Annotated in this window: 14 protein-coding genes; 10 read left to right on the forward strand and 4 right to left on the reverse strand. The window is 35.7% G+C overall.

The window, feature by feature from the left end:
• The first annotated feature begins 262 nt into the window (after positions 1-262).
• Positions 263-1,327, forward strand: coding sequence for an ABC transporter permease (locus ACK1U5_RS02370; RefSeq protein WP_000477749.1), 1,065 nt, complete (start codon positions 263-265; stop codon positions 1,325-1,327).
• On the forward strand, positions 1,327-1,998 hold the full coding sequence (locus ACK1U5_RS02375; protein WP_000202597.1) for an ABC transporter ATP-binding protein: 672 nt from the start codon (positions 1,327-1,329) through the stop codon (positions 1,996-1,998). Before ACK1U5_RS02370 ends, ACK1U5_RS02375 begins: the two co-directional genes overlap by 1 nt.
• Positions 1,999-2,046: 48 nt before the next feature.
• Here ACK1U5_RS02375 and ACK1U5_RS02380 read toward each other — a convergent pair whose 3' ends face one another.
• Both ACK1U5_RS02380 and ACK1U5_RS02385 read right to left on the reverse strand, forming a co-directional pair.
• Positions 2,047-3,159, reverse strand: coding sequence for an LPXTG cell wall anchor domain-containing protein (locus ACK1U5_RS02380; RefSeq protein ID WP_000851006.1), 1,113 nt, complete (start codon positions 3,157-3,159; stop codon positions 2,047-2,049).
• 140 nt (positions 3,160-3,299) lie between these two features.
• On the reverse strand, positions 3,300-3,890 hold the full coding sequence (locus tag ACK1U5_RS02385; RefSeq protein WP_000826988.1) for an ATP-binding protein: 591 nt from the start codon (positions 3,888-3,890) through the stop codon (positions 3,300-3,302).
• Positions 3,891-4,105: 215 nt separating this feature from the next.
• On the opposite strand from ACK1U5_RS02385, the gene ACK1U5_RS02390 reads away from it, so the two are divergent.
• From ACK1U5_RS02390 to ACK1U5_RS02415, 6 genes are all read left to right on the forward strand, one after another.
• Positions 4,106-5,026: a class I SAM-dependent methyltransferase gene (locus tag ACK1U5_RS02390; RefSeq protein ID WP_053078843.1), complete on the forward strand. Its 921-nt coding sequence runs from the start codon at positions 4,106-4,108 to the stop codon at positions 5,024-5,026.
• Between the two features lie 136 nt (positions 5,027-5,162).
• Complete coding sequence (locus tag ACK1U5_RS02395) at positions 5,163-5,381, forward strand: RtcB family protein (protein WP_000916240.1); 219 nt, start codon at positions 5,163-5,165, stop codon at positions 5,379-5,381.
• A gap of 282 nt (positions 5,382-5,663) precedes the next feature.
• Positions 5,664-6,623, forward strand: coding sequence for an RtcB family protein (locus ACK1U5_RS02400; protein WP_069604640.1), 960 nt, complete (start codon positions 5,664-5,666; stop codon positions 6,621-6,623).
• 326 nt (positions 6,624-6,949) lie between these two features.
• Positions 6,950-8,182 (forward strand): DUF4073 domain-containing protein, encoded by a 1,233-nt coding sequence (locus ACK1U5_RS02405; RefSeq protein WP_000754277.1) that lies wholly within the window; start codon positions 6,950-6,952, stop codon positions 8,180-8,182.
• A 287-nt stretch (positions 8,183-8,469) separates the two neighbouring features.
• Positions 8,470-9,465, forward strand: a complete 996-nt coding sequence (locus tag ACK1U5_RS02410) for a D-cysteine desulfhydrase (RefSeq protein ID WP_001046604.1) — start codon at positions 8,470-8,472, stop codon at positions 9,463-9,465.
• Between the two features lie 261 nt (positions 9,466-9,726).
• Positions 9,727-10,281, forward strand: coding sequence for a hypothetical protein (locus ACK1U5_RS02415; protein ID WP_001201801.1), 555 nt, complete (start codon positions 9,727-9,729; stop codon positions 10,279-10,281).
• Positions 10,282-10,411: 130 nt separating this feature from the next.
• Here the strand turns inward: ACK1U5_RS02415 and ACK1U5_RS02420 are convergent, their stop codons facing one another.
• A complete protein-coding gene (locus ACK1U5_RS02420; protein ID WP_000373146.1) occupies positions 10,412-11,005 on the reverse strand; it encodes a hypothetical protein in 594 nt (197 codons plus the stop codon).
• A 427-nt stretch (positions 11,006-11,432) separates the two neighbouring features.
• Between ACK1U5_RS02420 and ACK1U5_RS02425 the strand changes: the two genes are divergently transcribed.
• Both ACK1U5_RS02425 and cypD read left to right on the forward strand, forming a co-directional pair.
• Complete coding sequence (locus ACK1U5_RS02425; protein ID WP_000005138.1) at positions 11,433-12,911, forward strand: DHA2 family efflux MFS transporter permease subunit; 1,479 nt, start codon at positions 11,433-11,435, stop codon at positions 12,909-12,911.
• 582 nt (positions 12,912-13,493) lie between these two features.
• Positions 13,494-16,691 (forward strand): bifunctional P-450/NADPH--P450 reductase, encoded by a 3,198-nt coding sequence (gene cypD / locus ACK1U5_RS02430; RefSeq protein WP_113710651.1) that lies wholly within the window; start codon positions 13,494-13,496, stop codon positions 16,689-16,691.
• Between the two features lie 212 nt (positions 16,692-16,903).
• On the opposite strand, the gene ACK1U5_RS02435 is transcribed toward cypD, so the two are convergent.
• Positions 16,904-19,015: a TerD family protein gene (locus ACK1U5_RS02435; protein ID WP_000798021.1), complete on the reverse strand. Its 2,112-nt coding sequence runs from the start codon at positions 19,013-19,015 to the stop codon at positions 16,904-16,906.
• Positions 19,016-19,489: the final 474 nt, after the last annotated feature.

Consider the following 19,489-nt stretch of genomic DNA (forward strand, 5'->3'; position numbering starts at 1 on the left):
TTTATGTCGGCAAGTCGATATAATCGGAAAATCGCTGATATAATTTGAGCTGCGCCGATATAATTCTATTTGCGCTGATATATTTGAAAAATCGCTGATATAAATTTCACGTACTGTATTTCTGCTATAAAGCCACACCTTTCCCGCGCTCAAAAAGTATCAGATGTAATTTAATTTCCCCTCTGTAATCTTCTGTTCATATTCCGTTCATATTTCTTTTTTATGATAAGTGCATAGAAAGAAAGAGGAAGGAGCGAGCGAAATGTTTTTAGCTCTGCGTGAATTGAAACAATCAAAATTAAGATACGGATTAATCGGACTGATTATGGTGTTATTATCATTTTTAGTTCTTGTTATTTCAGGATTAGCAAATGGACTATCATATGATAATGCTTCATCGATTCAAAATATGGAGGCAAATAAGTTCGTTTTAGCAGATGATGCGGAAAATAAATTACTTCGTTCACAAATTAAGAAAGACGATGTAGATAACGTAGTAAATCAAGTAGGCGAGAAAGAAGCCGTTCCGTTTCGTGTGAAAGTTTCAACATATGAAAAGAAAGATAGTTCGAAAAAGGTTGATATCGCTATTTTCTCAAGTGAACGGGATTCATTTTTAGAACCGAAAATTGTAAAAGGGGAGAAATTAGGTACAGCAAACAACGAGATGGTTGCTGACGAATCAATTAAAGAAAAAGGAATTGATATTGGAGATACAATTATTGATCCTGTTTCAAAGAAAGAATTTACAATCGTTGGATTTACGAAAGATCAAATGTTTAGCCATACACCAGTCGTTTATGTAAATGAAGACGTATGGGGTGCTATTTCACAACCAAACCAAAAAGATTATAGTGCAATTGCACTTAACACAGATAAAGAGATTAAAAATGCACACGTAATTGACAAAAAAGAAGTGCTACAAAGTATTCCAGGATTTAAAGAAGAACAAGGAACATTAACGATGATCATTGCGTTCTTACTTGTTATCGCTGCATTACTAATCGGTGTATTCTTCTACGTTATTACACTGCAAAAAACACAGCAATTAGGTGTATTAAAAGCAATCGGTACAAAGAACTCGTATTTAGCAAATAGCTTAGTCGTGCAGGCGTTATTCTTATCAGTCGTTGCGATGGTAATCAGTATCGTTCTTGTACAAGGGTTAGAACAAATTTTACCAGCAGGTATGCCGTTCTTATTAACAACACCGATGATTGCGCAATATGCAGCAATCTTTATCGTAATTAGTATTTTAGGAACACTTATTTCGTTATACCAAGTATTAAAAGTTGATGCATTAGAAGCAATTGGAGGCGGGATGTAATGACTTCATTATTAAAATTAGACAAAGTAAGTAAAGTGTACGGAGAAGGGAATACGGAAGTAACAGCCCTTCATCCGATATCGCTTGATGTGAAAGCCGGAGAATTTATCGGAATCGTCGGTCCTTCTGGATCAGGGAAAAGTACGTTATTATCAATCGCGGGTGCATTATTATCACCGTCAAAAGGGGATATTTACATTCGTGAGCAAAATATTACACAGTTATCAGAAAAGGAAATGACAGACATTCGTTTGAAAAAAATCGGCTTCATTTTCCAGTTTGCAAACCTTGTTCCATATTTAAATGTGAAAGAACAGTTACTTTACATTGCAAAGCTAAAAAAAGAAAGTAAACAAGAATCCGAAAAGCGTGCAGATCATTTATTAGCGGCATTTGGATTAGGAGAAAGAAAGAATCATTATCCAAATCAACTATCTGGCGGGGAAAAACAAAGGGTAGCAATCGCTCGTGCGTTCATGAACAACCCAGATTTAATATTAGCGGATGAGCCAACGGCAAGCTTAGACTCAAAACGCGCACGTGAAGTTGTTGAAATGATGAAACGCGAAGTGAAAGAGAGCCAAAAAGCAGCAATTATGATTACACATGATGAAAGAATGCTTGATGTATGTGATCGTATATTGACGCTTCGAGATGGACAGTTAATATAAAAAAAGGAAAACCGTACATGTATGTGCGGTTTTCCTTTTTTTATGGACTTATTTAGAGAATAACGTTTTAATTTTATTACGAGTAAGTAATAAAACACCGCCTAATACAGATAGCATTCCTAGAGCCATATTGTTTGATTGCTCGCTACCAGCGTTAGGAAGTTCTTTAGCGTTATTGTTTTTAGTACCATTATCTGCTTGCATTTGTTTAGACTGTGATACTTCATTAATCTTGTTATCAACATTTTGCTTCGTTGTATGTAACTCAGCTAATTTGTCGTCAATTTTTTTCTCAGTATGCTTAAAGTCGTTGATTTTAATATCTAAGTCTTGTTTTTTCTTTGATAAATCATCTGAAACAGTTTGTTTCGATTGTTTAATTTCGTTAATTTTATTAATTAAATCTTGTCTAGCTTCTTGTAAAACAGCTAGTTTGTTTTTTACATCTTGTTTAGCTAATTCTAAGTTAGCGGAAAGACTGTCTAAATTGCCTTTAATTTTCTTAAGTTCCTCTAACGTGTTACCGGTATTCGGCTTGTTTTCTTTTAGTTCAGCGAGTTTGTCCTCAGCAGTTTGTTTCGCTTTCTTTAACTCAGCTAATTTTTCATCTACTTGTTTTTTAACTTCCTTAAGTTCATTAACCTTTTGATCAATGTTCTCTTTATGTTGCTTCATTTCATTCACTTTTTCATCGACAGTTTGTTTATGTTCTTTAATCTCATTCACTTTGTTATCGATATTTTGCTTATGTTCTTTTACTTCAGCAACTTTATCTTCTACTTGTTTTTTATGCTCTTTAATTTCAGCGATTTTATCTTCGGCGATTTGTTTGTCTTGCTGCAGTTTTGCATCTAGTTCTTGTTTATGCTGTTTAACTTCGTTAATTTTTTCATCAGCAACTTGTTTACGTTCATGTAGTTCATTCACCTTCGTATCAACATTTTCCTTAACCTTGTTAAGTTCATTTAATGTTTGATCCACGTTTTCTTTGTGTTGCTGCAATTTTGCATCTAACTCTTGTTTATGTTGCTTAATTTCAGCTAATCGATCTCCCGTACTTTGCTGAGGAGTAGCATCATTTACTTCCGCATGAGCAGAGTTCGCGCCAGCAATCATTGCTAAAGCTAGTGTAGACGCAGCAATTGTTTGTTTTGTTTTCATATTTTTGTACCTCTTTTCTTTCATATGCATGAACTGTTTTGTGTAAAAATGAGCATATAGAAGTAGATTATCTTATTATTATATACTATGTTAGGCGCTTAGAGGAAGGATTTGCATAATAATCTATGATTATGTAATTTTTATAATCTCTTATTTGGGGTAGGGGATAAACCTTTAGCTAGATGAACAATTTCTTCTATAGTAAAGCTTACATCTTTATTATTGCGAATAACAAACAAATAATCAGCCTCATTTTCTATAGGATCTACCACATCATCGTGAAGTGATTCAGTTTGTTGTCGATCAAATACTTCTTTGAAACTAGAATATCCACCTCTAAAAATATTCGTACTTCGCGTGCTTCGAGCCACTCTTTCGTAAAGTACATCATCTGGAATGTCAAAATGAACGAGTATGCGTACATATTCATTCTGTGGAAATAATTCGTTTAGTAAATATAACCTTCCATTTTTACTGCGATTGGAGTTACTAATAATAAGGTGTAAATTTGAATGTTCTTTCGCATAATCAACAATGAATTTTGAAAGACCGTGCTTAAATGTATTAGGGCCTTTAGCCGGCTGTAATTTTTCGTAATGCGTGTTAATAAATTCAGCTTGATTATCTTGATCCATAACGAAAGAGTGGGGTAACTCTTTTTCTAATGCTCTTGCAAATGTAGTTTTTCCACTGTGTGTTTTTCCAACTGTAATGATGACTAATCTTTTCATGACGCCCTCCATTTGTATTGTTATGAACTGGAATATTCGGTGTAGATCGAAATCTTCCTGCTAGAGATTACACAAATTATTGGAGCGTTAGTAGGCTGAAAACTTGACAAAAAAACTTATTTATGATATAATTTACCAATACGAAAATAAGGTGTATAATAGGGTTCTCCTGGCCAGGGGAACCCTATTTTTGTTGTGAAAATGAAGGAGAGTGTATGTGCGTGAAACAAGGTGAAGCAAGTGTAACGTCGTTAGTATCAGCATTCGGAAGGGCGTATCATAGTGAATTTGATAGTCCTAAAATCTTTAATGATTATGTAGCTAAAGATTTCATTTCACAAAAAGAACGTAACAATATTGAAACGAACATGGTTCAAGGGATTCACTTTTTCAATACAGACATTGCAGAGCAGTTTCAAGACAATCCAAAAGAAATATTAAAATGGATTACACAAGTTCAGTTATCACCAACACCTTTAGCACGTGCCGCATATTGTGAAAGAGTATTACTACATGAAATTACATTAGGAGCGAAACAATACGTCATACTCGGTGCAGGCTTAGATACGTTCAGTTTTAGAAACCGAGAGTTAGAGAATAAAATAGAAATATTTGAAGTGGATCATCCTTCTACGCAGGCGTTTAAGAAGGAAAGAATAAAAGAAGTAGAAATTGAAGTTCCAAATAACCTTCATTTTGTTTCAATGGATTTTACGAAAGGATTTTCCTATGAACAGTTACGCAATGAAGGATTTGAAAATAAAAAGACTTTCTTTAGCCTTTTAGGTGTTACGTACTATTTAACGAAAGAGGAACTTGCTAGTTTATTAGAATGTTTATTCGAGATGGTTCCGGCAGGTAGTTCTATCGTTTTTGATTATCCCGATGAAAATTTGTTTACGGAAAAGGGACTGTCCAATCGAGTTGAAAATATGGTGAAAATGGCTGCGGTAGGCGGAGAACCAATGAAATCATGTTTTTCTTATGCCGAAATGGAAGCACTGTTAGAGAAGGCGGGCTTACTCATTTATGAACATTTATCGCCAGAAGACATAAATAAATTATATTTTGAAGGACGAAACGATTATTTGAAAGCTTTTGAGACAGTGCATTATGTGCATGCGGTGAAAAGGTAGGAAATTAGTAGGCATGGGGAGGAATCTCTGTGTCTTTTTTTATAAAAAAGGAAATGAGCTGTAGTGGTGGAAAATATAATTATAAATATATATAAATTAATGTTTTGTAGAAACTAAAGGAAAGGGGAAATAGAAGATGTTGAAATTACAAGGGAAATACAATGAAGCAAAAGTGTTTACTACGAATGTAGAAAAAACTGCAGCAGGTCAAATTATTGATCTTTGTAACCAAGAATTCGTAAAGGATAGCAAGATTCGTATTATGCCAGATACACATGCGGGTGCAGGTTGTACGATTGGGACAACAATGACAATTCAAGATAAGATTGTTCCTAATTTAGTCGGGGTTAACTAATCGGCTCAGACTTTAAACTACTCACTCAATTGACTGGGAACCCTAACGATAAAAGACGAGGGCAATCAGCAGCCAGTGGTTATGGTGACATAATCGAATGGTTCAGAGACTTGTACCATGTTAGCAGACTAAGGTACAGAATTATTCCTCATCTATTTTGAATTGAAGAGGAATAATTAATACGGTGAGCCTACAGTAGAGACTGCATATCTCGATGATTGTAGAGAAGGTATAGTCCACTCTTTCAGGAAACTGAGAGGTAAGTACGATATTGGTTGTGGCATGGAAGTTGTTATGATTAATAAGAAAAAAGAGGAAATCAACTTCGATCACTTAGACGAAACGATACGTAAATTTGTCCCAAGTGGTTTTCGTATTCGAGATAAGGAACATAGATTTTCAAAAATGATTGATTTTGATAGTGTAAGAGCCCCGTTTACATTGCAACGTGCTCAAAAAAGTATTGGTACACTTGGCGGGGGCAATCATTTTGTCGAACTGAATGAGGATGATAAAGGAAATGTATACATTGTCATTCATAGTGGTTCGCGTAATTTAGGGAAACAAGTAGCAGAGTATTATCAAAACTTTGCTTACGAGCAACTTATAAACGTTAAATCTATTAAAGAAGAAATTATTGAGCGTTTAACGAAAGAAGGCAGACAACAAGAAATACATGAAGCTTTACGTGAAATTAAGAAACCGGTGATTCGTAAAGAGTTAGCTTATTTAGAAGGACAAGGATTTAAAGATTACATGAATGATATGAAAATTGCACAAAAATATGCGGAGTTAAATCGTAAGGCAATGATTGATGAAATCGTCACTAAAATGGATTGGAAAGTAACCGATCAATTCACTACAATTCATAACTACATCGATATGGAAAATATGATTCTACGAAAAGGTGCTATTTCAGCTCAGAAAAATGAACGAGTAATCATTCCAATCAATATGAGAGATGGTTCAATCATTGCATTTGGTAAAGGAAATCCAGATTGGAACTTTTCTGGCCCTCATGGAGCAGGGCGTATTATGAGTCGCAAGAAGGCGAAAGAAGTACTTAACTTAGAGGATTTTCAAAATACAATGACAGAGGTTTGGACTACATCTGTTGCAGAAAGTACTTTAGATGAAGCACCAATGGTATATAAGCCAATGGATGAAATTATTGAGAATACAAAAGAAACAATTGATATTAAACATATTATTAAGCCACTTTACAATTTTAAGGCTAATTAAAAGAGGAGTAACTTTTATTAAAGAAAGAGAACTTGAAAAAATAGCATATTTTGTGGCGGTTATATAACAGAGATTAAAAAGACAACATATTAAACTAAGAGATTCATCATATTCATTTACATTTATGTAATGTTAAAGACTAAAAAGCTATATTGGCGCGAATTGCTAATTGTGGAGTGTGTAGAAAAGACAAAATCTCTTAAAAAACACTTAATTTTTTATTCCATTAATCTTTACAATCTCCCCCTATAATGTGAATTGGACAAGCACCTAAGAGAAGCAGAACATGTCAGTTGGTACATTCTATTATTAGGGGGAGAATTTGTATGAAAAAGACAGTTGCTTCGTTAGCAGTTATGGCGGCATTATTACCGACATTTTCAGCACATGCGGAAGGGAAAGAGCAAGTTCGAAAATCAGCTACAACTTTTAATGTTATTAGTGACATTCAAGGTGATTTAGGAGATTTTGATCACGTATTAAAAGATATGAATAAAGTAACGCCACTTTCTAGAGCGCTTATTATGAATGGGGATATAACGCCGACTGGACAACAGTCACAATATGATGATGTAAAGCGTGTGTTAAATAAAAATAAGCATCCAGAAAATGTATGGTCTACTGTTGGGAATCATGAGTTTTATGCTGGTAAATGGACAGCAGATGGGAAACTCTCTCAAAGTACATGGCCAAATGGTGTAACTGAGGAAACTTTATTTAACCGCTATCTGAAATTTAGTGGACAAGAAAAGGTATATCATAAAAAAGAATTAGATGGCTATCCACTTTTATTTTTAGGAACTGAAAAATATATGAAATACCACGATTCAAAAATGTGGGATGAAGTATATATGAGTGATGAGCAATTAGGTTGGTTAAAACAAAATTTAGAAGAGTATAGTCAAAAAGATAAAAATAAACCAATCTTTATTTTCTCTCATCACGTTTTACCTGATACGGTATCGGGATCAAGACAATCGCCGTATTTACAAGATTATTTAAACGTGGATAAATTGTACGATATATTAAAAGACTATCCGCAGGTTGTTTTCTTCACGAGTCATACGCATTGGGATTTAAACTTACCTGACTGGGCTGGTAAAAAGAAAATTAAAGGTGGAGATGAAAAAGGTTTCACTGTTGTAAATACGGGCGGGATTGAAACAGGCTGGATGTCAGCAGGACCAAATGGAGGAGAGAAAACTGCTCCTGATGGCTATTCATTTAAACAAGGGTTGCAAGTGAAAGCATATGGTAACGATGTAATTGTGACAGCTTACGATTACAAACGTGATAAGGATATAAAGAAGTTATTAATTAGTGATTCAAAAATTGCGCAGATGGCACCAAATGTAACGGCAGATGATAGTGAAAATATAATTGTCGGTGCAACTGAATATATGGAGTATTCTATAGAAGGAACGAATGAGTGGCATACGTATAGTAAAGCAAACCCTCCGAAATTTGATGGGGATAAAGTCGTATACGTACGCCATAAAGGTGAAATGAATTTAGAGCCGGGATTAACACAGTTACTTCGTTTTTCGGTAAATAAGTGATTGGAGGGAGTCTGCATTTGAATGTGTGGGCTCTTTTTATTTTGTCACTTTTTGTCGGTAAGTCGATATATTTGAGAAATCGCCGATATAAATTGAGAATCGCTGATATATTTTGAAAATCGCCGATATAAATTGAAAATCGCTGATATATTTGAAAAACCGCCGATATAAATTTCATGTACCGAATTTTAATACATTTTTAACCGAGAAAGGTGACTTCACCATTTTTACGTGTAATAATAGTAACGTTACATATATTGTGAAAGAAGTACAAAAGGAGCGTTACAATGAATTTAGCTAAATTCCCGAGAAAAAAATATACAGAATCATATACACCAATTGAAAAGTTAAACAACTTTTCTGAAGCACTTGGTGGCCCGACTATTTATTTTAAACGAGATGATTTACTTGGTTTAACAGCTGGTGGCAATAAGACGAGAAAGTTAGAATTTTTAGTTGCAGATGCACAGGAAAAGGGTGCAGATACGTTAATTACAGCTGGTGGTATTCAGTCAAATCATTGCCGCCTGACACTGGCAGCTGCGGTAAAAGAAAAAATGAAATGTATTCTTGTATTAGAGGAAGGGCTTGAGCCAGAAGAGAAGAGAGACTTTAACGGAAACTATTTCTTATATCACTTATTAGGTGCTGAAAATGTAATTGTTGTACCGAACGGAGCAGACCTGATGGAAGAAATGCATAAAGTAGCAAAAGAAGTAAGTGAAAAAGGTAGTACACCATATGTAATTCCAGTTGGTGGATCAAACCCTACGGGCGCAATGGGATACGTTGCTTGTGCGCAAGAAATTATGGCGCAATCATTTGAGCAAGGAATTGATTTCAGTTCAGTTGTTTGTGTAAGTGGTAGCGGCGGTATGCATGCTGGTTTAATTACTGGTTTTTCTGGAACACAAAGCCATATTCCTGTAATCGGGATTAATGTAAGTAGAGGAAAAGCTGAGCAAGAAGAGAAAGTAGCAAAACTTGTAGATGAAACTTCAGCACATGTTGGTATTCCAAACTTTATCTCGCGCGACGCTGTTACGTGCTTTGATGAATATGTAGGACCAGGCTATGCGTTACCAACGCCGGAAATGGTAGAGGCAGTTCAGTTACTTGCGAAAACAGAAGGTATTTTACTTGATCCAGTGTATACAGGTAAGGCAGTAGCGGGATTAATCGACTTAATTAGAAAAGGTAAATTTAATAAGGAAGACAATATTTTATTCGTACATTCAGGTGGTTCACCAGCTTTATATGCGAATACTTCTTTATTTGCGTAAGTGTAAAAAGCATTGGGTATCCAATGCTTTTTTTGTTATATACTGGAATTACCGAGAGGTAGGAGGATGATATGAATTCAAATTTAAAATGGATTATATATACGGCACTCGGCATTTCTATTCTATTAATCTTATTTGCGGCTTATGGGGTGTATTCTTATTTTGCATTTTAAAAGCGTAATGGAAGTGAACCATAATGTAATGTATGTTATAGTTTGATATGTTAATTACTTACAATACTTTCTACAAGGAGAATACATAATGAGAGCAAAGAAACTAGTAACGTTAGCAGTTCCATTTATGCTGTTAGTCGGATGCGAGGTAGGAGATAAAGATTCTACTCATAAGACTGAGCAAACTAGTAAAGCAATAACGAAAACAGTAATTTCTGAACAACAGTATCCGTACTACATATGTGAGCAAGTGGTAGAGTTCCAATTTAAGAAGGATGAACTATTACTAAACTTAGGAGAATCCTTAAAGGACAAAGAAAAAGCAAAAGCTGTTTTAAAAACATCAAACGAGATAGATAAAATTTTAGACAATATGGAACACATAAAAGTACCTGATACATACAAAGACATTCACAAATCCATACAAGAAGGGGTAACAGAGGCAAGAAAAGCAACCAAGTTAATTAAGGATGCTGGTAAAGAAGATAAACAGAAGATTCAAGAAGCTACAATGAAAGGTACTGAATTTTTATCAGGTGTAGACGGAGAGCATTGGAAAAAAGCAATTTATGAGTTATCGCAGGAAAACAAAGATGCTTATAGTAAGGCACTTGATAAGAAAGTAAAGGAGCACTCAAAGTAAAACAGTAACTTGTAACAATACATATCCACCTAAAATTTCCGCGAATGCTATGCTAGGAAGTTAGGTGGGAGATTACTGTCCTTAAATGTGGCTGATTAAAGCTACAGCCACATTCTCCTGTTCTAATTAACTAAAAGAAGAACTTCCCCATCCCGATTAGACTACTGATCATTCCTATTCCACTCATGGTGCCTTTTCCTGCTGTAAGTAAGTTTCCAAGCATTCCTAGCTGACCGTTACCTCCGTTATTTCCCCATCCCATTGGGGCCCACGGACCACCCCATCCTGGAGGGTTTCCAAAAACACCCGAGTTATTGGTATTGAAATGAAAAGGCTTGGCTGGCGGCGATAGTAAAGCTGCAAGATGACCTTGTGCGAACATCCCTGTATGATTGAATGGTTGCGCCCAGGGGAAGGGAGGTTTTTGAAAATTAAAACCTGCATGACTTGGTAATGGAGTCCAATTAGCAGGATGACCTTGGGGCATTATCCCTCCATAATTAATTGGCTGCCCCCAAGAGAAGAGAGGGGGGCGGGGATTGAACCCCGTATAATTGGCTGATGAATCCCAACTAACTGGATAGACTCGGTAACTCCAATTTTCAGGAATCTTCAAATCATTCATTACCTCAGATGTAGTTATTTCGGACTGTGAATATAATGAAATTTGGTTATTATATTGTTGCCCATTTCCCTGTGAATTCAAATACCAATATTGGTCCATACGCTTATTCTCCTCACTTTAAAAATGTAATGTTAGACTTAGCCTATGTAATATTCCTTTTTATGGATGGTTACATAACTAGATCTACAAGCCTGTATTTAAAGGAATGGGTGCGTGGTCTTTTTGGTTTTTCTCGCTGCCTGTAAAATTCCCATTGATTTAAAGCTTCACTTTATTTTAGAAGGGGATTTTCAGTTGCTTATTTTGTGTATTTCAGCCTAATTTAAATTCCGTTAACAAACATTTTTATAAAGGTTTAATCAACAAAAAGATTTTAAAATGGTATGTTGAGCAAGTGGAATTGCTAAAAAGAGAATATCCATTCGAAGAGTTTGGCAAAATACTGCAAGGGTAATATTTTCTTGTGCAAATATGTAAACGATTTAAACGAATCAATGAAATTTATAATGAAGGGGCAATTAAATATATGAGTGAAACATTACATAAAAGAAAACCACCATATGTAATGCTTGTAATCCTTTTTATTGGGGCATTTGTTTCATTTCTAAATAACTCCCTTTTAAATGTAGCCTTGCCATCAATAATGAAAGATTTAAACATTCAAGATTATTCAACGATCCAGTGGCTTTCTACAGGGTATATGCTTGTAAGTGGTATATTAATTCCGGCCTCAGCATTTTTAATAACGCGTTTCTCGAATAGGAGCCTATTTATTACATCTATGGTGATTTTTATTCTTGGTACTGCCTTAGCGGCTGTAGCACCTAACTTTGGTTTATTACTTACTGGTCGGATGGTTCAAGCGGCAGGCTCTTCAGTTATGGGACCTTTGTTAATGAATATTATGCTAGTAAGCTTTCCGAGAGAAAAAAGGGGAACAGCAATGGGGATTTTTGGACTAGTTATGATTACAGCTCCAGCAATTGGGCCGACACTATCAGGTTATATTGTAGAGTATTATGACTGGCGTTTGCTTTTTGAAATGATTTTACCGTTAGCAATCATTAGCTTACTGTTAGGGATTTGGAAATCTGAGAATGTCATGAAACAAAACAAAAATGCAAAACTTGATTATCTCTCATTACTATTATCTTCTGTCGGTTTTGGCGGTTTGTTATATGGATTCAGTTCTGCAAGCTCCGATGGCTGGACGAATAAAGTTGTCTTAACAACCTTAATCATAGGCGCTATTGCCCTAATTGCTTTCATTATTCGTCAATTAAAAATGGATGAGCCGTTATTGGATTTACGTGTTTACAAGTACCCAATGTTTGCACTTGCGTCTGTAATTGCAATTGTCAACGCGGTGGCCATGTTTTCGGGTATGATTTTAACACCAGCTTATGTACAAAACGTCCGTGGTATTTCGCCGCTGAGCTCTGGGCTGATGATGCTTCCAGGTGCGGTAATAATGGGGATTATGTCACCAATTACAGGTAAACTATTTGATAAATATGGTCCTCGGATTCTTGGCATAGTGGGGCTTTCCATTACAGCTGTTTCAACGTATATGTTGGCAAGTCTGCAAATTGACTCTAGTCACACACATATTATTCTTATCTACACACTGCGGATGTTTGGGATGGCGATGGTTATGATGCCACTTATGACAAATGGTCTTAATCAATTGCCAACTCGCTTAAATCCGCACGGTACAGCTGTTAATAATACAGCTCAACAAGTGTCTGGTTCGATTGGTACTGCTATTCTTGTTACGATTATGAATTCTGTAACAAAAACAAAAGCTGAAAGTTTAATGTCTCATATAGATCCAACAACCTTTACAGAAACTACGAAGGCAATAGTAACTCAGAAGGCTTTATTATCTGGAATTCAATATTCATTTTATGTAGCGCTTGGCATGAATGTTGTTGCACTACTACTAGTTTTTTTCGTTAAACGTGTAGATACAAGTGCGGAAGCTGTCGAGAAGCTAAATCGGTAGAGAAAAATAAAACGCTTGATAATGATTCCTACAAGTTTTTTGCTGCTAAGGCGCCGGTATTTAAAGCTGGAAAAGAACTAAAAGAAGCAGGGAAATAATTATATAGTAAAAGAGGACCTGATGTTCATATCAGGTCCTCTTTCACTAGTAACACGGTATATTTGCTTATCGTATTGCTTTAACTAAACTACTGATTTTTCGAATACTACAATCTTAAGAGCGTCAACTTCTTTGTTTTGGGGTGTTTTAGAAGAAAATGAATCAAAATAATCGTTTTTATAAACAAATACAAGAGATGAGATCCATTTGCAATTTCTCATAAACATTACAAGTTTAGATTATCTTTTAACCTCAACATTAAAAGGCTCCAACTATATTTATTCGCTTCATTTTAATTTAGTATTTTTCTACAAGTTATAAATCTAATTGCCAAGCTTATACGTAATATCATAATCATGAATAGTTAGGGAAAAGATAAAATAAGGTAATCAATTACATATCTTTATCCCAGGCGATTAGTTGCTATTTCCTCTTTATTAAATGGGATATGTTATTTCATGCTTTTTTGAAAGGGTGTTTTAAATGGAAAAAAAAGTATCTGCCATTCCTCAGCCGAAAACATATGGACCGCTGGGTAATCTCCCATTAATCGATAAAGATAAACCGACTCTATCGTTTATTAAGCTGGCGGAAGAGTATGGTCCCATTTTTCGAATTCAAACTTTAAGTGATGCCATAATTGTCGTTTCCGGACATGAACTGGTAGCAGAAGTCTGTGACGAAACACGGTTCGATAAAAGTATAGATGGTGCTTTAGCAAAAGTTCGTGCCTTTGCTGGAGACGGATTATTTACAAGCGAGACTCACGAGCCTAACTGGAAAAAAGCTCATAATATTTTGATGCCTACATTTAGCCAACGGGCAATGAAAGATTACCATGCTATGATGGTTGATATTGCTGTACAACTCGTTCAAAAATGGGCACGGCTTAATCCGAATGAAAACGTAGATGTTCCAGAGGATATGACTCGCCTTACGCTAGATACAATTGGTCTATGTGGTTTTAATTACCGATTTAATAGCTTTTATCGTGAGACACCTCATCCTTTTATTACTAGCATGACCCGTGCTCTAGATGAGGCGATGCACCAATTGCAGCGGCTGGATATAGAAGACAAACTTATGTGGAGAACGAAACGTCAATTTCAGCATGATATCCAATCTATGTTTTCTTTAGTAGATAATATTATTGCTGAACGTAAAAGTAGTGGAGATCAGGAAGAAAATGATTTACTTTCCCGTATGTTAAATGTGTCAGATCCGGAAACTGGTGAAAAATTAGATGATGAAAACATTCGTTTCCAAATTATCACTTTTTTAATAGCTGGGCATGAGACAACAAGTGGATTGTTATCTTTTGCAATTTACTTTTTATTAAAGAATCCGGATAAATTGAAAAAAGCCTATGAAGAAGTAGACCGTGTTTTGACAGATTCGACTCCAACATACCAACAAGTTATGAAACTGAAGTATATACGGATGATTTTAAATGAATCACTGCGTCTATGGCCTACCGCTCCAGCATTCAGTCTCTATGCAAAAGAAGATACAGTGATTGGCGGGAAATACCCAATTAAGAAAGGAGAAGATCGTATTTCTGTTCTTATTCCACAGCTACATAGGGATAAAGATGCATGGGGAGACAATGTGGAAGAATTCCAACCTGAACGATTTGAAGAGCTGGATAAGGTTCCTCATCATGCTTATAAGCCATTTGGAAATGGCCAGAGAGCATGTATCGGTATGCAATTTGCACTTCATGAAGCCACTCTTGTAATGGGAATGCTTCTTCAACATTTTGAATTAATCGATTATCAAAACTATCAGCTGGAAGTAAAACAAACATTAACGCTAAAGCCCGGCGATTTTAAGATTAGGATTCTACCCCGAAAACAAACTATTAGCCATCCTACTGTTCTTGCACCTACAGAGGGCAAGCTGAAAAACGATGAAATTAAGCAGCACGTTCAGAAGACACCTTCTATTATTGGGGCCGATAATCTTTCACTTCTTGTTCTGTACGGCTCGGATACAGGTGTAGCAGAAGGTATTGCAAGAGAATTAGCGGATACAGCTAGTTTAGAAGGAGTTCAAACGGAAGTGGTAGCTCTTAACGATCGAATTGGAAGTTTGCCAAAAGAAGGAGCGGTACTTATTGTGACTTCTTCTTATAATGGAAAACCGCCAAGTAATGCAGGGCAGTTTGTGCAATGGTTGGAGGAACTAAAACCGGATGAGCTAAAAGGGGTTCAATACGCAGTTTTTGGTTGTGGAGATCATAATTGGGCTAGTACCTATCAACGGATTCCAAGATACATTGATGAGCAGATGGCTCAAAAAGGAGCAACAAGATTTTCTAAACGCGGAGAAGCAGATGCAAGTGGTGATTTCGAGGAACAGCTCGAGCAATGGAAACAAAGTATGTGGTCTGATGCAATGAAGGCATTTGGATTGGAGCTCAACAAAAATATGGAAAAAGAGCGCAGTACTTTGAGTTTGCAATTTGTCAGTCGTCTTGGAGGATCTCCTCTTGCACGAACATATGAAGCAGTTTATGCATCTATACTAGAAAATCGTGAACTCCAATCATCCAGCAGTGATAGAAGTACACGACATATCGAGGTATCCTTGCCGGAAGGCGCTACATATAAAGAAGGAGACCACCTTGGAGTGCTGCCAGTTAATAGCGAGAAAAATATCAACCGAATTTTAAAACGTTTTGGATTAAATGGGAAGGATCAAGTTATACTGAGTGCAAGTGGACGAAGTATAAATCACATACCTTTAGACAGTCCTGTTAGTTTATTGGACCTTCTTAGTTATAGTGTCGAAGTTCAAGAAGCAGCCACTCGTGCACAAATACGAGAAATGGTAACATTCACAGCATGTCCTCCTCATAAAAAAGAATTGGAAGCATTATTAGAAGAAGGAGTTTACCATGAACAAATATTAAAGAAACGGATTTCAATGTTGGACCTTCTTGAAAAGTATGAGGCTTGTGAAATCCGATTTGAACGCTTTTTAGAACTTCTTCCTGCGCTCAAACCGCGTTACTATTCTATTTCAAGCTCTCCACTCGTTGCACAGAATCGTCTGAGCATTACGGTCGGTGTTGTTAATGCGCCTGCATGGAGTGGGGAAGGGACATATGAAGGAGTCGCTTCTAATTACTTAGCTCAGCGTCATAATAAAGATGAGATTATCTGTTTCATTCGAACGCCACAATCAAACTTTGAATTACCTAAAGATCCAGAAACACCAATTATTATGGTTGGTCCAGGTACTGGAATTGCACCATTCCGTGGATTCTTGCAAGCGCGTCGTGTTCAAAAGCAAAAAGGTATTAACTTAGGAGAAGCACATCTATATTTTGGTTGTCGTCATCCTGAAAAAGATTATCTTTATCGTACAGAACTAGAAAATGATGAAAGAGATGGATTAATCTCTTTACACACAGCTTTTTCTCGTCTAGAGGGACATCCAAAAACATATGTACAGCATTTAATAAAACAAGATAGAATCAATTTAATTTCGTTATTAGATAATGGAGCTCATCTTTATATATGTGGTGATGGAAGTAAAATGGCTCCGGATGTAGAAGATACCCTTTGTCAAGCATATCAAGAAATTCATGAAGTCAGTGAACAAGAAGCAAGAAATTGGTTGGATTGTGTGCAAGATGAAGGGCGATATGGAAAAGATGTTTGGGCTGGTATATGACTGTTTCTTAATTAGATACATATTAACTAATGAACTTCTTTCGAATAAATTTCACTTTATTAGTATAGTGTATTTAGATGAATAGTGATTAACCGGACTATTTAGTATCTACTAAATAAAAAAACAGGACCTGATATGCATCTATCGGGTCCTGTTTCACATAGACATTATACATCGATATTTTCCACGCATTATCAATGTTTGTAATGTAGTTAGCCTTTTGAGTCAGCTATAAAATCAGATATTATTTTTTCAATATCGAAAGGAGTAATCCCTTTATCCAAAGAAAAAATGCTTTCTGCTTCTTCGATGTCTTGAACGAGTTCACCTCTAGCTTCAATATGTAATCGGAACAAGTCATATAAATTCGGTTTAACTAAATTAGTTAAAGCCTTCCCAACTAGTATCATACCTTTTTGATTAGCCTCGATGGTATTATCATAAGTTAGATCTCTCGTAAGAGACAAATCTGTCCAAATCAATTTTCGTTCCTTTAAGTCTAAAATAACTGGAATAGAGATTTGGGTGTCGGCAGTAATATCCACTTTATCTTGAACAGTAGAAGGTTCAAATATTTCACCTGAACCAGGATATTGACGAACCATCCAACCAGTAAAGCATTCTGGTAAATCTTTATACGGTTGGTCTGTGTAAGAAAGCAAAGTCATTACTACATAGCGTGCACCATATTTCAGCACAGACGGAATATCGAAATCAATGAATTCAGATGCCCCCTTTGGTGCAGAAGTAATATCTCCGCTATGGTAGGCTTTGAAATTTTTTGAACGTAAGTTCGTGAAGGATACATGTTCTTTGTATTGCCAATCTTCGTCGTACATTGCAGCAGATAAATCAATGTCAACACGTCCTGTATGTTGTCCATTCACATAGCCTTCTTTCCACCATAGGAAAAAACGAATCGTATCTCCTTCTGGCAAATCTACTTTACTTCCTCGAGATAATGTGCGAAGCGCTTTGCTGGCTGAACGTTGAGAGAAGGGAACTAAGTGATTTTTTAACTGTTCATCCAAAAATACTTTTCCGAGACTTGGAAGTTCTGCGAAGCGATTTTTTAAAGTATCTTCACACATTTTTACAATCATTAAACAAATATCCTCTGAGATAAATGGAAGTGTATTTTCGATACCTATAGCTTTTGCTACATTTCCCTTTGGAAAAAAGGTACGAAATTCATTTTTATCATTTCGATGCTTAAAATGAGCTGTGAGTTGAAGTAATACAGGAGTAGAAACGTTTCCTATTATACTTAGAAAATCTTCGAGAATATTGAAAACATCTGTTGACTTATCACTACATAAACGGATTAAATGATCCAAGCGTCTGGCAAATTCCCCCGGGCGAGTTTTTAAAAGATTTTTTGCTGTCATGATATCACGATTCAACAAAGCTGCTTCTATTTTTCCATTAAATGTTTCAACTTTAATGTTGTTGCGAAGAATCTCAAATGCTCGGTGGGTTTTTGGGAAACGAGTATGATATTCTGCTGGATGAAGAATTTCACCTAAACGAATCCAACGTTTTTTGTATCGAAGCATATCTTCGGTAATGTTTCCGCATTGCTCTAACAATCCTAAAAGGAAGCGTCTTTCTGCTCGGTTAAACTTCTTGAATCGGACGGAGGATGCTAAACTCACATCGCCTTCAGATAAAGCAACTGCAAGGCGAAGAACATCAGTTGCTGTTTTAAAATACTTTGCAGCAGCATCGGCTGATATTTTTCTGTTTATTAATAAAACCCCAATTATAAAAGACATATTTTCCTTATGAGGAATTACATTAGGTAGAAAACAGGAAACATCTTCAGTGTGTGTAATAGCCCATTCTACATCCGTCTTATCAGTTGAGGAAATAGAGCTGTTTGCACTAATCAATTGAGAAATCATTTGATTGAAATCTTCTTCACTTCCTAAGTCAATAACTTTCAAATCAACTCTATCTAAAAGAGGGAGTCGTTCTTCTACTTTTGATACAGGTAGGCGCAACGTCACATAATGAATAATGGCATTAATGTATAAATCAGCGTCACTTAAATCCATCATTTGTTGCGGAAAGTTTGGATACATAGGAGTAAACTGAATATGTGCTCCAACCATTTCTTTTAAATGTTTTACCAACTCTTTGTAAAACGATGTGAATGCATCAACCGAAAGTGTTTGCAACTCTTCTATTAAAGGCTCGGAAAAAGTAAATCCTAAATTTTCCAAGTTTTTTAAAACAGTGGCTAAATAAATGTTCGGTAGTTTATTTTCTTCTCTTTTTATAATTACTTTCAAACTTCTTCTTATGTAAATAGAATTTTTCATGAGAACGCCAGCTATTCACGCCTTATAAAAGAGGGGAATAGTCTGACTGTCCTCCTTTCAGTGGTAGATTTTTATTTTTATATGTATAAACACACTAATTGTAGAAAAATGCACAGAGGGTACATAGCTATTTTTTAGTGGAAAATTAGGGATATAACATTTAGTTGTTAAGTGGTAATTTGTTAATTAAGAAAAGAAAACCTCTACATCAATGGTTGATAAACTAAAGTTTATGCAATCCCAAAGAAGAAAGAGGTTTTATAGTCTAATTATTTTTCATAGGGAATTGACAACTCTAAAACAATTTGAAATTTCTACAAAGAAGGAAGAATTGTCATAGCCTATGTGTTTAGCAGGAAAGTAACATCCCTATTTGGCCAAAGAAGTTAGAAGGAAGGAACGTCATAGCCTGCTTTATTAGTATATTCTCATGCGAAGAGCAATTCAAGTATACTGTCTGATTTTTTATTTTTT

This window comes from Bacillus sp. XB1 (genome assembly GCF_053557995.1).

Excerpts from the sequence above, each read along its gene's own strand:
- ACK1U5_RS02395 (WP_000916240.1), top strand. The coding sequence starts at position 5,163 with ATGTTGAAATTACAAGGGAAATACAATGAAGCAAAAGTGTTTACTACG.
- ACK1U5_RS02420 (WP_000373146.1), bottom strand. The coding sequence starts at position 11,005 with ATGGACCAATATTGGTATTTGAATTCACAGGGAAATGGGCAACAATAT.
- ACK1U5_RS02415 (WP_001201801.1), top strand. The coding sequence starts at position 9,727 with ATGAGAGCAAAGAAACTAGTAACGTTAGCAGTTCCATTTATGCTGTTA.
- ACK1U5_RS02400 (WP_069604640.1), top strand. The coding sequence starts at position 5,664 with ATGGAAGTTGTTATGATTAATAAGAAAAAAGAGGAAATCAACTTCGAT.
- ACK1U5_RS02385 (WP_000826988.1), bottom strand. The coding sequence starts at position 3,890 with ATGAAAAGATTAGTCATCATTACAGTTGGAAAAACACACAGTGGAAAA.
- cypD (WP_113710651.1), top strand. The coding sequence starts at position 13,494 with ATGGAAAAAAAAGTATCTGCCATTCCTCAGCCGAAAACATATGGACCG.
- ACK1U5_RS02405 (WP_000754277.1), top strand. The coding sequence starts at position 6,950 with ATGAAAAAGACAGTTGCTTCGTTAGCAGTTATGGCGGCATTATTACCG.
- ACK1U5_RS02370 (WP_000477749.1), top strand. The coding sequence starts at position 263 with ATGTTTTTAGCTCTGCGTGAATTGAAACAATCAAAATTAAGATACGGA.
- ACK1U5_RS02390 (WP_053078843.1), top strand. The coding sequence starts at position 4,106 with ATGTGCGTGAAACAAGGTGAAGCAAGTGTAACGTCGTTAGTATCAGCA.
- ACK1U5_RS02425 (WP_000005138.1), top strand. The coding sequence starts at position 11,433 with ATGAGTGAAACATTACATAAAAGAAAACCACCATATGTAATGCTTGTA.
- ACK1U5_RS02435 (WP_000798021.1), bottom strand. The coding sequence starts at position 19,015 with ATGAAAAATTCTATTTACATAAGAAGAAGTTTGAAAGTAATTATAAAA.
- ACK1U5_RS02410 (WP_001046604.1), top strand. The coding sequence starts at position 8,470 with ATGAATTTAGCTAAATTCCCGAGAAAAAAATATACAGAATCATATACA.
- ACK1U5_RS02375 (WP_000202597.1), top strand. The coding sequence starts at position 1,327 with ATGACTTCATTATTAAAATTAGACAAAGTAAGTAAAGTGTACGGAGAA.
- ACK1U5_RS02380 (WP_000851006.1), bottom strand. The coding sequence starts at position 3,159 with ATGAAAACAAAACAAACAATTGCTGCGTCTACACTAGCTTTAGCAATG.